The sequence below is a fragment of the Neorhizobium galegae bv. orientalis str. HAMBI 540 genome (assembly GCF_000731315.1).
GTDB classification, from domain to species: domain Bacteria; phylum Pseudomonadota; class Alphaproteobacteria; order Rhizobiales; family Rhizobiaceae; genus Neorhizobium; species Neorhizobium galegae.
This window is the reverse complement of record NZ_HG938354.1, coordinates 802,061-814,968: the sequence shown is the minus strand read 5'-3', so window position 1 is coordinate 814,968 and position 12,908 is coordinate 802,061. Positions and strand designations below refer to the sequence as shown.

General features: G+C 59.1%; 18 protein-coding genes. 5 read left to right on the top strand and 13 right to left on the bottom strand.

Annotated elements, in window-relative coordinates; all coding sequences use genetic code 11:
- Positions 1-54: 54 nt before the first annotated feature.
- Positions 55-459: a response regulator gene (locus RG540_RS26385; protein WP_065814451.1), complete on the top strand. Its 405-nt coding sequence runs from the start codon at positions 55-57 to the stop codon at positions 457-459.
- Between the two features lie 62 nt (positions 460-521).
- Here the strand turns inward: RG540_RS26385 and RG540_RS26380 are convergent, their stop codons facing one another.
- From RG540_RS26380 to RG540_RS33645, 5 genes are all read right to left on the bottom strand, one after another.
- Positions 522-2,129, bottom strand: coding sequence for an alpha/beta fold hydrolase (locus RG540_RS26380; protein ID WP_041364913.1), 1,608 nt, complete (start codon positions 2,127-2,129; stop codon positions 522-524).
- A gap of 137 nt (positions 2,130-2,266) precedes the next feature.
- The gene (locus RG540_RS32560) at positions 2,267-2,443 is read right to left on the bottom strand and encodes a Rossmann-fold NAD(P)-binding domain-containing protein (protein ID WP_157884690.1); all 177 of its coding nucleotides are present in this window, start codon (positions 2,441-2,443) and stop codon (positions 2,267-2,269) included.
- Positions 2,444-2,614: 171 nt separating this feature from the next.
- Positions 2,615-2,899 (bottom strand): hypothetical protein, encoded by a 285-nt coding sequence (locus RG540_RS26370; protein ID WP_041364911.1) that lies wholly within the window; start codon positions 2,897-2,899, stop codon positions 2,615-2,617.
- A gap of 524 nt (positions 2,900-3,423) precedes the next feature.
- Positions 3,424-3,711 carry a DUF1236 domain-containing protein gene (locus tag RG540_RS26365; RefSeq protein ID WP_051909817.1) on the bottom strand — a complete coding sequence of 96 codons (288 nt, stop codon included), beginning with the start codon at positions 3,709-3,711 and terminating at the stop codon, positions 3,424-3,426.
- A gap of 103 nt (positions 3,712-3,814) precedes the next feature.
- Positions 3,815-3,898 (bottom strand): DUF982 domain-containing protein, encoded by an 84-nt coding sequence (locus RG540_RS33645; protein ID WP_407668983.1) that lies wholly within the window; start codon positions 3,896-3,898, stop codon positions 3,815-3,817.
- An 824-nt stretch (positions 3,899-4,722) separates the two neighbouring features.
- Here RG540_RS33645 and RG540_RS26360 point away from each other — a divergent pair.
- Entirely contained in the window at positions 4,723-4,953 is a 231-nt protein-coding gene (locus RG540_RS26360; RefSeq protein ID WP_041364909.1) for a hypothetical protein, read from the top strand.
- Positions 4,954-5,332: 379 nt separating this feature from the next.
- Here RG540_RS26360 and RG540_RS26355 read toward each other — a convergent pair whose 3' ends face one another.
- Both RG540_RS26355 and RG540_RS31865 read right to left on the bottom strand, forming a co-directional pair.
- Positions 5,333-5,959: a hypothetical protein gene (locus tag RG540_RS26355; RefSeq protein WP_041364907.1), complete on the bottom strand. Its 627-nt coding sequence runs from the start codon at positions 5,957-5,959 to the stop codon at positions 5,333-5,335.
- Between the two features lie 213 nt (positions 5,960-6,172).
- On the bottom strand, positions 6,173-7,402 hold the full coding sequence (locus RG540_RS31865; RefSeq protein ID WP_041364905.1) for a TetR/AcrR family transcriptional regulator: 1,230 nt from the start codon (positions 7,400-7,402) through the stop codon (positions 6,173-6,175).
- A 134-nt stretch (positions 7,403-7,536) separates the two neighbouring features.
- Here RG540_RS31865 and RG540_RS26345 point away from each other — a divergent pair, with 134 nt between their 5' ends.
- From RG540_RS26345 to RG540_RS26335, 3 genes are all read left to right on the top strand, one after another.
- Positions 7,537-8,325 carry an enoyl-CoA hydratase/isomerase family protein gene (locus tag RG540_RS26345; RefSeq protein ID WP_041364903.1) on the top strand — a complete coding sequence of 263 codons (789 nt, stop codon included), beginning with the start codon at positions 7,537-7,539 and terminating at the stop codon, positions 8,323-8,325.
- Between the two features lie 207 nt (positions 8,326-8,532).
- On the top strand, positions 8,533-9,504 hold the full coding sequence (locus tag RG540_RS26340; RefSeq protein ID WP_041364901.1) for an alpha/beta fold hydrolase: 972 nt from the start codon (positions 8,533-8,535) through the stop codon (positions 9,502-9,504).
- 3 nt (positions 9,505-9,507) lie between these two features.
- A complete protein-coding gene (locus RG540_RS26335) occupies positions 9,508-10,188 on the top strand; it encodes an FMN-dependent NADH-azoreductase (protein WP_041364899.1) in 681 nt (226 codons plus the stop codon).
- A 284-nt stretch (positions 10,189-10,472) separates the two neighbouring features.
- On the opposite strand, the gene RG540_RS26330 is transcribed toward RG540_RS26335, so the two are convergent.
- From RG540_RS26330 to RG540_RS33500, 6 genes are all read right to left on the bottom strand, one after another.
- A complete protein-coding gene (locus tag RG540_RS26330) occupies positions 10,473-10,832 on the bottom strand; it encodes a HepT-like ribonuclease domain-containing protein (protein ID WP_041364897.1) in 360 nt (119 codons plus the stop codon).
- On the bottom strand, positions 10,832-11,128 hold the full coding sequence (locus RG540_RS26325; protein ID WP_041364894.1) for a nucleotidyltransferase family protein: 297 nt from the start codon (positions 11,126-11,128) through the stop codon (positions 10,832-10,834). The genes RG540_RS26330 and RG540_RS26325 overlap by 1 nt, the downstream gene beginning before the upstream one ends.
- A gap of 187 nt (positions 11,129-11,315) precedes the next feature.
- Entirely contained in the window at positions 11,316-11,615 is a 300-nt protein-coding gene (locus RG540_RS33275) for a GNAT family N-acetyltransferase (protein ID WP_244446781.1), read from the bottom strand.
- Positions 11,612-11,836: a GNAT family N-acetyltransferase gene (locus RG540_RS33270; RefSeq protein WP_244446772.1), complete on the bottom strand. Its 225-nt coding sequence runs from the start codon at positions 11,834-11,836 to the stop codon at positions 11,612-11,614. Before RG540_RS33270 ends, RG540_RS33275 begins: the two co-directional genes overlap by 4 nt.
- A complete protein-coding gene (locus RG540_RS26315; protein WP_275451999.1) occupies positions 11,833-12,594 on the bottom strand; it encodes an aminotransferase class III-fold pyridoxal phosphate-dependent enzyme in 762 nt (253 codons plus the stop codon). Before RG540_RS26315 ends, RG540_RS33270 begins: the two co-directional genes overlap by 4 nt.
- A gap of 44 nt (positions 12,595-12,638) precedes the next feature.
- On the bottom strand, positions 12,639-12,836 hold the full coding sequence (locus tag RG540_RS33500; protein ID WP_052755305.1) for an aminotransferase class III-fold pyridoxal phosphate-dependent enzyme: 198 nt from the start codon (positions 12,834-12,836) through the stop codon (positions 12,639-12,641).
- Between the last annotated feature and the right edge of the window lie 72 nt (positions 12,837-12,908).

Here is a 12,908-nt window from a genome sequence, read left to right as displayed (position 1 = left end):
GGAACAAATGACACAATTTCGCCGTTTTCCGGAACTGCTTCAAGGAGACGTCAGTTGCAGCACAAGATCCTCATCGTCGAAGACCAGTTCTTGATTGCGATGGCTCTAGAAGAAGCGATCGTTAAACTCGGTCACGATGTGGTTGGGATCGCGGCTGGCAAGAGCCAAGCCCGTGATTTCCTTGATGTCGCGGAAATTGCGCTCGTGGATATCAATCTCCTGGATGGAGCTAGCGGCGTCGCGATTGCTCGTGAGCTTTCCGAGAAAGGGATATCGGTCGTCTTCATGACCGCCAACCCTGAAGCGGTGGCAGACGGCGTCGAGGGGGCTCTTGGCGTTACAGCTAAACCTGTAGCCGACGGCGACCTCGCCAAACTGCTGAAATTCGTGTCGTCGCATCGAGCGGGCCACAAGCCGACTTGTCCGAAAAACCTCAGACCTTTCCCGCTTGAAACGTGAGCAGTCACGTTCGCCGCGTTGCTACGGCGAGATCGCAGATGGAGGGCTTTCCGCAACATGATTCAATTTTCGGCAGAAATCGCCGTCGACAGCTCCCAGATATGCGGGGCTGACGTCACCAGTTCCTTGAGGTCCTTCGGATTGACAGCCCCGGTTACCTCCTTTTTGCCGAGAATCGCCGCCGAGGCGAAGGCCACCATGCGTTGACCTGCGAACTTCATGTTCGCCGGATTTTGCGTCTGTAGGATATGGGGTCCAAGAAAAACGCTGATGTCCTTGAGACCCTTGGCACGCCGATAGGTATCGAGCGATCCTTCAAGGCCTTCTACATAGTCCCAAGTCCCCTTGATGATCTGCAGGCCGGGCCACTTGTCGACATTCGCCGGGACGACGGAATCGACATAATAGGTGGTGTTAAGGGCCACCCGAAGCGCGCCTTCCACCGCATCGTGTCCGGCCAAACGGTAACCCAGGCCCGCCGAGTTCGGACCGTAGAGGATCGCGCCCTTGATGTTCTGCAAGCCGACGGCTTTCGAGCAGGTCGGCTTGGCCAGGTCATAATTGCAGTTTTCGACGAAATTCTTGTGCATGAACCACTGCGTGGCGTAGGAGCCGCGCGAATAGCCACCGACGATCACCGGTATGTCACGGAAGGAAGCGCCATCGCGCAACGCCTTGGCCGCTGTATCACCTTCCGACTCTTTGCCGTCGGGTCCCAGGACCCGCAGACCCTTACCGGTTTCAAGCTGATCCAACTCGCGGAAGATGTCGTTTGCTTGCTCGGCGGTGTTGAAGCCATTTCGGCCGCCGGAAATGCCGTTGCCGCGCCGATCCGTGATGAGAACGTCGAAACCCGCAGCGTTCAGATCGGACAGGAATCCGCGCCAGTAGCGGATGCCCGGCTCTTCCGTCACGTCGTCATTCTTGGCCGGGCTGTAGTCGCCACTCGTTTTGTCGACTGTGAACGGAGCCGTCTTGGGATTGTCGATCGCGGTGAATTCGCTGCCGCCGCCATTGTTCATGATCACCAGGCCGCGGGTCTTCTTGCCCGTATCGTCGGCGACACCTTCGCCTCGAATATACCAGCCTCGGAGCTTGATATCGCCCGTCAGCTTCAGATGTTGCTGTTCGAAGCTGTCGCGTGGTGCGGTGAATTCGACGATAAAGGTGCGCGTATCGGCGCTGGCGATCGCTTCGGTGTACGGGCCTGATCCGAAATAGGCCGGGCGGCGGATGGTCGTCAGATCAACGGTGCCATCGAAATCGATCGCGCCCTTCTTGTCGACCGTTCCGGTATCGCGCGGCTCGAACTTGGCAAAACCTTTCGCCGCCGTCAGTGTTTTTTCCGCGCAAGCCGGATCAGATTTACAAGCCGCCCATTTCTCGCGGATCCGGACGTCGGAGAAGTCCTTGATATAGAAATCGTCTGGCGAGACACCGAGCGGTAAAAGTTGATTTGTGAGCGTGAAGGGGAGGCAGACCTTTTTGCCATCCCATTCCGCAACGTAGCCTGGCAGCTCTCCATTGCGGTCTACGTTTACCCGCGCGCTGCATTCCGGTGTCGGTGTGCCCTTGTTGACGATCGGCTTGCCTGTCGTTTGGCCGAGCGCCGAGGAAGCATTCAACGCGACGAAGATGGTTGCGGCCGACATAAGGCTTGAACGCAGCATGAATTGTCCCCTCCCAAGAGATTTTCTGGAACTCTTCCTTAGGGAGAGCGCCCTTTCGAATTCTCATTTAGGGAGAAATCATCAGCCGACCAGTTGCGAAATGTCGAAAGCGCTAGCTCTTAGGCCTTGAGGCAATCTCACCATAGCATCTCGGTTCCATCGTAGACGACGAAGCTGCCCGACGGGTCGGCTGGTAACCTATCAAGAGTGTCAATGATCGAGATTGCGGCCTCCTCGGCACTGACCATCTTGTGGCCCTGCGAGGGATCGGACAGCTTCGTGCGGACGGTGCCGGGGTGGACCGAGACCATCATGGCCTGAGGATGCGTTCGGCCAAGTTCGATTGAGGATGTGCGATCGACCTCAAAGCCATCGAGACAAAAGCGTTTGGGGGCAGATCTATTTCGCCATGAACAGCATGGTTTGGGGTGGCGCTTGGGAACGCCATCCCTTTTGCTAGGTGAATTTTGGACAGCTGAAAAGAGTCACTCGTCCCTCTCTCTACCACTCGCCGTTAACAGCCAAGCTACCGCCGCCCCAAGCAGCATAACACCGACGATGGCTCCAGTTGCTGCCGAAGGGTTCCGTTGGGCAGCCTTGCCAAGACCGTAACTTTCCTTTTGGAATTGCCATGCGAACTGGCGAGCCGTAGGAACGATGTATGTCGCCGCACTTTCCGCTGCGTCGCCAGCTTGCCCAGCGAGCGCAGTACGGAGATCGGCAAGTTGTGTGCCAATGCGGTCGATCTCGGAAATGTAGTCGCGCTTCATGACTATCTCCGATCATCCCGGTCGCGATCATATCCTCGGTCGCTCCCACGATCGCGGCTGAAGCCGCGTCCCGATTCCCCGTCGGCCGAAGATGACGTTTGGAGCCTGTCGAGGATCTGCACCAATGCGTCGGCGCACTCTTTTGTAGAATCTGAATCAGCGCAGCGCAGGTCGACCCGGGTCCGACCGTTCTCGACGTGGATGCGCGCTCCACGTTCTGACGGCGGTGGGCGGTGGCCCATGTCCGGTCCTGGTCCACGTGGACCAGGAGGTGGTGGTGGCGGATTGTCTGCTGTTACTTCCGGGGGTGCCTTCGGCAGCGGGGAGGTGTCGGCCGGCGGAGACTGAGCGAAAGCGACAGTAGCGGAGAGTCCGACGAGCAGCGTCGTCAGTCGGATATAGTTTCGCATGGGATTGCCTCTAATTTCTAGCGCAGAGAGAACGTCGGACGGAGGCCATCGTTCCGCCAGCAGATATTAAGGTGGATCATAGTCGATCGCCGGGACGGGCTATGCCTCCGTCCGTCACTCAACGATCCTAACCACCACGAAGGACTTGGGGTCGATGATCAGCCGCTTCTGATTGACGATCGCGAAGGCGAAGTTCGGCGTATCCGGAATAGGTGACAGCACGAGGTTGTTTGGTATCGGCTGACCAAGCGCAATCTTCTCGCTGACCTGGACAGGATTGGCCGGCATGGGTTGCCTGCTGACAAAATCCACCGCCTTGTCGGGTGGAGCCGCCGTAGGTTGCTGAGCAAACGCGCCGCTGGCCACTGCAACAAGGGCGGCGGCGAGGATAAAGTTTTTCATAAGCGTGCCTTTCCTCTGAGTGGTCCACGGGGCCGAATGTTCGCCTCATCGATGTGGACGTCAGGGTTAGACAGGAACGGGACAGTCTCTGCTTCGTTCCGCTTCAGTTCAATTGAGCCGACTTAAGGGCCGTCTCAAATTTCTCGCGTGCTTCATCAGGGGATTTCCGACCATCAAGAGCCGCCAGTGCGCTGTTCTCAGCCGCTGACCATTCCTCATTTTTCCGATGCGGCCATCCGTTCCATCAAGAATTGGTGCGCCTCGCGCGGCCCGGCTATCTGTTGTCCTGCGGCCCGAACCGGTTTCTCCCACTTCAGCGTCAAGATATTAGATCCTCCTAAACAGGAAATATCGCAGCCCGAGGGGAAGGCAAATGGTCGGCTACGGCTGGACGACGTTTTGGCGCGTCGGAAGCGCTCGTCCACGAACCGATATCTAGTCGCTACGGCTGCAGTTTTGGGGCAACATTCGTGCGTCGCTCGAGTAAATACTACCTCAGTCCGAAGAAGCCGAGAATAAAGAGGACGATAACGACGGCTCCGACGAGCCATACGATGCTATTCATGGTGTCACCTACTGGTGGGTCTGATTTCAGATCCGGTTGGATCGCCAACGGAATGCCGTTGCCCGCTACTATGTTCCGAAAGACTTGGATCTAGATCCAAATCGTTAGCCGGGATTTCCGAGACATAGCCGCACCTTGCGGTCGGACTATCTTCAACAAAATTTCCAGGCACACGAAACTTCCATGAACTGCACTTGTTAAGGGATCGAACGCGGATGTTGATTTCAGCGCGTCTCCCAATGCCTGTTCCCCGTCAGCATCCGCGTTCACCGGTGAACCACTCTACAGGTCTCGTCCTCAATGGCCTCCGAGAGCGCCGACCCGGGAATGGCTCGAGTCTGGTCTGACTTGGACAGCAGCCGGGCGGTCGCGTTAACTGTTAATTAAGCATCTGCTTGCGGACAACGAACGGTGTGCGATGCTCCCCTTACATGGGGAAATTGATCATGGACATGCGAACTCAGACACCCGATGAACCATACGAGCCTCCACCTGCGCACCGCTTCCGGGTCGAAGCGGCGATGCTGGAGATGATCGAGCGCCTTCAGCAGGAAGGGCTCGGCCGGCGAGAAATCGCACTGATCCTCGCAGACGCCGCGGATGAGTACGTCATCATCCTGGCTAACATGACGGCTGAGACAAAGTCCGACCAACAGTCGTGCCAGCAACACCAGTAGGGTAGGGGAGACAGAAAAGCTCCAAGAGGGGCAACTATGCGCCTGACGCGTCCGGTCCTTACAAGCAGCCGTCCTAGCCCGCTTCAGAATATTGCATTCAGTCAGCCACAAGACCCATAAGCTTGCGATTGACAATAATCGCGTCGAGCGGCGAGGTCTTCTCGTTCAGCACGGCAAGCAGCCCGCCGGGCGGAGCGATTGTCTCCAGCCGCAGTTAGAATAACAGACGTGGCGGCCGCAATCCCATCGCCCACTTCACCGACGTCCCGTCCGCTGCGTTCCAGACTACTCCGCAAAATGTCCCTTAACGCGCCCGCTCCGGCGGGCTTCCTTTTGAGTCCAGATCGTTGAATGAATTCACACCATCGACTATTGGTCCCTATGACAAGGCGCCAGGGGCGGTCGCTATTGCCATTGTCCGGGCAGGCTCCGCGCACTCGGAATGCGTGTATGCACCCGCGATACAATTACTTGCTGAATGGATCGAACTCCAGCCCGTTGCCGACGTTCTTGAAGGTGATCCGCTTCGGCCGCGCAGCTTCGATTTACTGCTCTTCACCGGCGCATCTGACGAAGATTTGCCTGTGCTGTATATCAGCGTGCCGGCCCTGTAGTCAGCAATCCAGTGCCGGGTGAGGCCGGTGCGACGGTGGTCATAGTCGTAGTCGAATCGGGCGAGTTCGAAGCCGGTCCTGTTCCAGGCGAAGCTGAAAGTCTTGGTAAATCTGTCCCAGCCGCCGGCGGTGAGAAAGAAGCGTAGGGTGATCTCCAGCCGGCCGTTGTTGATTGCGAGCGAGCCGCTTTCGGGGTCGAAGACGTCCTCGAGATAGGGATTGTCGCTGCGCGGAATCAGCCGGTGGTGGCTGACTACGGGCCCAAATCCTCGCGTAGTGGCGAGGCCGACCACCAGCATGCGTGGCCCCACCATCGGTGCGCCTTTGTAGCTGACATCCGGGGTATCAAAGAACTTCCCGAGAAGGCCAGCTATCGCGTCGGACACCTGCACCCATGAGCGGTCCTTCGAGTCAACAAACGAGAAATTGCCCTACCGGTGTTTCAGACTAATCGCCGCGCGCGTGCTTGGGTTCACGGAAATCGTGAGCGCAGCGAGTGGTCTCTTCGGGAATTGTGGCGTCCGCGATGGCTACTCCAACCCGGCAGGCCCCAGACAGCGAAGGCAATCTACCGATCGGTAAAGATCTTGACAGATTAGTTGCGACTAATCTTTACTGATCGGTAATCGGGCGGATGCGGTCCACATAGCCAAGCTGCTCTCGACGAGTCCCTCAAGCTCGCTTCGGCTTGCCCCTGCCGCCCCCTGCATGAGGATGCCGTTCATCATGGATTGGACGAAGCGCACAAGGCCGTCGATATTGACGGTGGGCAGTAGGTCGCCCTCGATCTTGGCCCTTTCAAACCGGGCGGCGAGGAGATCGCGCCCGACGGCCTGGCGCCTGAGGATCTCGTTGCGGATCACCTGCGCCTCATCGCCGCCCGGCATTGAGTTAAGGACCATGAGGCAGCCGCGCGGTTGTCCCTCCGCCAGTTGGGTGCGTAGCGTCCCCCTCAGGATTGCTTCGAAAACGCCTCGCGCTGTCGGAGACTGGAGCGCTCTAGCCATGTAGTCCCCTCGAAGGGATTGATAGAGCTCGAGGGCCTTGAAGAAGAGCGCTTCTTTGTTGCCGAATGCGGCATAGAGGCTTGGGCGGGTAATTCCCATGGCCTCGGTCAGATCATTTAGCGACGCGCCCGCGAAACCCTTGGTCCAAAAGACCTTCATGGCGGCATCGAGCGCTGCGTCAGCACTGAATTTTCGTGGTTCGCGAAGTTGATCGGCCGGCGTCGATCCCCTCGTTGAAGCGCTCGCGGCGGCCGCAACGTCGCTGATCGCCCGCCAGGCAGCCATCGCCTGTTCGGCACCCTCTCGTAGGTCGTCGTGCGGCGCGCCGCCCGCGGCTTTCATGGCGAGGCCGCCGAGAACCGACGTCACATAGCTCGCCAGCCCTGAGGCATCAGCGTCCACAGGGAGTTCGCCACTCCGTTTCGCCTTTTCGAACCGGTCTCGCAGTTTCAGTTCTGCCGATTGGCGGCGATGAAGCAGGGCAGCGGGAATGTCGGCATTCTCACTGCCCATCGCCAAGCCCGCATGAACGAGTATACGGCTGGACTCCTGCGCTGGCGAGGTCGTCAGCAAGCGCTTGACGACTTCTTCGGCCGTGGGGGCTGTGAGCGCCCACTCCCAGTGCTCGTCCTCGCGCGCACTACAGCGGCCGAGAACAGCGTCGAAAAGCCCGCGCTTGCTTCCGAAAGCCGCGTAGATGCTGGGAGAGTTCAAGCCCATTGCGGCCGTCAGTTCCGCCATGGTTGAGCCGTCGTAGCCCCGGCGACCGAAGACGTCCGCCGCGCGATCTAGCACTTCGCTTTCTTCGAACGCGCGGGGGCGGGCCATTGACAGCGCTCCATTCTGTAACGTACATAACATAACAGGCTTTGGTCATCCGCCAATCGACGTGAGACACGGGCCATTTTGTAGCAGGTGTTAGGCCTGCCTGGCTAGATAGTCAGCAAATGAGGAGGTAAAACATGAGTTCGTTCCGCTTCGAGCAACACGGTGCGGTGGGCAAACTGATCTTGCTCGGTGATGCAGACAGCGAGCCAGGGTCCGACTTTCCCTCGTCGCTGCGGGCCGCCGTTCGCCAGGCATATGCAAGCGACATCCGCGTCCTTCACTTGACGTCCGCGTCCGGCAACGTCGCCGTGGCAGACGATCTGGGCGCCATCGGTGACAAGGGCTCGAAATTTCTCGAAGCGTTTGCGGCTGACATCCTGGCTTCGATCCGTCTCATCGAGGAACTGCCCGTCCCCACGGTTGCTTCGGTAGCAGGGATGGCCCTGGGCGGCGGTTTCGAACTGCTCCTGGCGTTCGATTTCCTGGTCGTCGCAGAGTCGGCGATGCTCGTCCTCCCGGAAGTGTCGGTCGGCGGCATTCCAATGGCAGGCGCGGTGCAGCGGCTCGCCGATCGCGTCGGCAAAACACTCGCTACTCGCTTCGTCCTGCTTTCGGAGCCAATTTTCGGAAAGGTCGCAGTCGATCTGGGTATCGCAACCCATTCAGCCCCTGACGGCAAGTTGGAGGAGGTCTCCGACGAACTCGTGCGGCATCTCGCGACAGGGCCGACCCTTGCGTACGGCAAGGCGCGTACGCTCATCCGCACTTGGGCTACCGGTGGCGTCTCGGCTGCCGACATCATCTCCACCCAGCTCGGCGCTGGCATCCTCGACACCAAAGACGGCGCAGAGGGAATGGCCATTGCAGTCGCGGCTGTACGGAAACATGAGCCGATTCCGAAGATCCAGTTCTCCGGGAAGTAACTCGATCCGGTGCTGACATCAATTCTCGGAGTCAGGCAGCGGCTAGTCTGCGACCTGCCTCAGAGACGGATGACAGAGAATTCAAAGTAAAGCCGAACACCATCTCGATCGCACGCGAACTATTATCGAACTGTGTACTTCACAGACCGATCTCAGCGGTCGCCGCATCGCGTGCGTCAATTTCACAATTCAAATGGAGCATGAAAGATGACTTTCGTGGATCGGAATAAATCGCTGAAGCAGACCTTTGTAGAAACCAATGGCGTCAAGCTGAACGTTGTCGAGGAAGGCGAGGGGCCGGCTGTGCTGTTCGTCCACGGCTTTCCTGACGGATGGCGGGGCTGGCGCCGGCAGATGGCGGCAGTCGCGGCCGCGGGTTACCGCGCGATATCGTTCGATACGCGTGGCTACGGCGATAGCTCCAAGCCTGAAGACGCCGCGCTTTACACGGTTCTCTACCATGTTGGAGACCTTGTCGGCATCCTCACGGAACTCGGGATCGAGCGCGCTACCCTGGTCGGCCACGACTTCGGTGCGACGGTGAGCTGGAGCGCGGCGGTGATGCGTCCGGATCTGTTTGACGCGGTCTTCGGCCTCAGTGTCCCTCCGGTGCTACCGGGTGCGGGGCCCAGCATGCTCGAAATGCTGAAGGCCGCCGGCAAGGAGGGAGCCTTTTATATGTTCCGCCACATGAAGCCGGAGGCCGACCAGGAGTGGGCGGATGCGGCCACGACTTTCCCGGGCGCTCTCTATTGGATGTCGGGGTTGCCCGATGCTTCCGAAGCATGGGGGCCGATGGACCCAAGCAAAGATATGCACCGGCCATCCCCGATCGGCATCCCGCCCTTCGCTGACCGTGAGGACGCCGAGACGATGATCGCAGGCTTCCAGCGTGATGGCTTCCACGGCCCACTGAATATCTATCGCGGCATGCAGCCCTATTTCGACCAAGCAAAAGCATTCGCCGGGGCGAAGATCCAACAGCCAGCCCTCTTTGCGTATGGCACATCAGACAGCATGCTTAAGCTGCGAGCTTTGAACGAGGAAGATTTCAAGCCGGCCGTTCCAAACCTCCAGGGGTTCCTACCACTTGAGGGCGTCGGGCACTGGCCTCAGCTCGAGGCGTCTGAGGCAGTGAACGAGGCGCTGGTCGCCTTTCTCAAGAAGAGGAAGGCTTGAGCCTTGACGACGATTTTTCGTTTGGATGCAAGCATTCGTCGCGTCGGCTCTCGAAGCCGCGCTCTAGCTTCAACGCTCGAGGGCTCTATACGAGCGCAACTGGCAGAGTTGGACGTCGTGAGGCGGGACGTTGGCCTTTCACCCCTGCCTGCAACAGCTTGGGCCCTTGCCGTGCAGGCTGGTCCAAAGGCGCCCAGCGAACGCACGACGGAGGAGGTGGAGGCGGCAGCGCTGGCAACCGAATTGGCCGATGAGATGCTGGCAGCAGATGCCTTCGTTTTTTCGGTTCCGCTCTACAATTACGCGGTTTCGCAACACGCTAAGGCGTGGATTGACCTTCTGGTCACCGAACCGCGTTTCACCGTTAAGGTGCCATCTCCGATCTCGAAGCGTCCCGCCTATCTGATCTCAGCGCGTGGAGGCGCGTACGGCCCTGGCATGCCGAAGGAAGGCTGGGACCACGCGACGCCCTGGCTTAGGCGCATCTTTGAAGACAACTGGGGATTGGACCTCCAACTCATCGATGTCGAGCTGACCCTCGCTGATGTTAATCCCGCTATGGCCTCTTTGCGGGACCTCGCGGCGTCTAATCTTAAGGAGGCGCACGCCGCCGCCAAGCAAGCGGGAGAACGGCTGGCGGCGCGACTTACAAAAGCGCTGGCGTCTGAGCTTGGGCAAGCGTGACAATGAAGGACCGGCGCATGCCACGGTGCGGAGCATCAGCGCGGACACCGATGTTGCTCGCACCGGTGATCGCGGAACAACGCCTACGAACGGTGCGCGAGTCCACGGTAGTGGCGCACCCGCGACTTCCAGCGCCGTCGCCGGCAATATCCGCTTTAGGCGATGGCACAGCTAACTTTAATGGCCGACTTGGTGCGCAATGCCGCCCTTCATCAATGCAACTGTCGATGTCGGAAGGACCGAAAGCGGCGCCTCGCACAGGGCCAGCCACGCTGCAGTGGGGTTCATGACCGGTCCTCGTCGCCAACCGACTGCTGGATGGTTTTGATGGCCGCTTTCAGTGGCGGGACGTTTTCCATCACCACCACCCAAATCACGTCATCCGCGATCTTATGGTATTCGTGGCGCAAGACATTGCCGATACCGCGAATCTTCTTCCATGGAACGTCGGGAGCAAGGTTCAACAGCTCATCGGGAATGTGACGGCAGGCTTCAGATACAATTTCCAGCGCCCGTTGGGTGCCAAGGCGCAGCAGCCAATCGCGTTCGAACTCCGCCAAGGACTTTCCAGTCGTGTGGGTTTGAATGCCTTCGATGGCTTCCAGGATTTCAGCCAGAACTGGCCCGACCTTGCGCTTGACCATCAGAAGACACGAATGGCTGATTTCTCGATATCTGTCCGCAGCATCGGATGCAAGCTGCTGCGCGTCGTAACGTCGATCTCCACTGCAAGCTCTTCCTCGAGGAACTGCTTGATCCCAACCAGATCGAGGAGCGAGAACCGTTTGGCAGGATCATAATCGATGAACAGGTCGAGATCGCTTGACGCATGGGCTTCGTCGCGGACGGTCGATCCGAAAAGATACATGGCCGTTGCGCCCATGCCTTTCACGGCATCGGCACGCTGCTGGAGCTTCTGAATGGCGTCTGTTCTGTTCATATCGCCAGCTTATATCATTCCGCTCAAGGCTTCCACCGTCCTCATCTGACGGCCTATCGGGGCTACGTTCTAGATTCTGGCCGTCGAAGCTCCACACACAGGAGTTTCAAGAACGGGGTTGGTAGCTTGCAGCGATCTGAACATCCCGTAAAATCTGGTGGCGTTTTCAGATCCGAACTCCTGAGCCTCACAGTGCAAATTTGCCGGGTCGTTGCATCTCATAAAAGCGAAAGACCGCCCCAAGGTGTTCGGTCATGCCGGCGAACGAAAATCCCAGCCGCAGCATGGCGTTCTGAGACCGGATGTTCGTCGGCCTGACGACGCAAACCAGCCGGCGCAGAGGAAGGCGTCGAAAGCCGAACTCGATCGCGGCTCCAAGACTTTCTCCGGCGATACCCTTGCCGGAGGAAAACCCGAACAGGCAGACACCCACCTCGACATCGTTTTCGTCATATCGGCGCAGCCCCGCGCGACCAACGAAGGTCAGGTCACCGTTCGGCTCACGGAGATAAAGTATCCAGAAGCCATAGCCATAGCGATCCCTTCATCGAGATAGAGATTGAGACGAGCGTCAGATTCGGCCCGCGTCAGCGGTTTGCCCTGCATGATAAGTTCAACGACAAGCGGATCGGTATGAAGGCGGTGCAGCGCGTCGCCATCGCGGGCGGTCACCGACCGCATGAACAGCCGTTCGGTCTCAAGGTTCATCGGCTGCGCCCTCTTTTCTCGCATGGGATCTGCGGGCCGCCGCGCGCAGGGCGTCTTGCCGCGAGCATGCCGATGTCCGTCGGCGTCATCGGAGTCGAAATCGCCCCAAGGCCGACTTGCGAAATCAGACCGCCGCGATCGCGCATGTGCCTGATAACGTCGCCGAGCGTAGCTGAATGGCGCGAGGCGAGATGGGCGTCGGTATAACTTGAGATTTTACCGGCACCGATGAAGATGCGAAACAGCGATCCGGTGCCGGTGACCGCCCCGGTCACGCCCGCGCTTCGAAACGCATCGGCGAGCACGCGTCGCGCATCGTCACCGACTTGATTGATGCGCCGAAACTCGTCCTTCGTCATCGCGGCCATCGCAGCCAGGCCCGCCACCATGGTCATCGGATTGGCTGTGAACGTGCCTGAATGCGCGACATGCGGTCGTTTGCCCAATGGCGCAAAGACCTTCATCACATCGCTGCCGCCCGCGACCGCACCTATGGGAAGACCACCGCCGATGATTTTGCCGAAGGCGGTTATGTCGGGCTTGATCGAGCTTTCGCCGAAGGCCCCGGTGTACCCGAGCCTGAAGCTCAACACCTCGTCGGAGATCAGAAGAGCGGATCGGGCTGACGTCCATCGTCTCAGATAGGCAAGATATTCCGGAGTGATCTGAACGAGGCCGGCACGGGAGGGCAGGAGGTCGATCAGCGCGGCAGCGAGGTCGCATCCGGCAGCGGAGAGGATGCGTTCGCTATTTTCGATGTCGTTGAATGGGATCGCGACCGTCTGCTGCGCGACCGAAGCGGTTAATCCGTCGTGCTCAAGGCTGCACCCCCACAGCCATCGGTCCAGCGGGTTGGCGGCGCGGAGACGTTGATTTCGACTGCGTCGTAGTTCCCGTGATAGGCGCCCTCGCATTTTGCCACCAGCGTCCGACCGGTCAAAGCCCTTGCAGCCTTGATGGTCATCATCACCGCTTCGGAACCGGTGTTGGTGAAGCGCACTTGCTCGAAATGCGCTACCCGGTCGCAGAGAAGCTCTGCGAGTTCAATCTCGGGAAATGTTGGGTCGCAAAG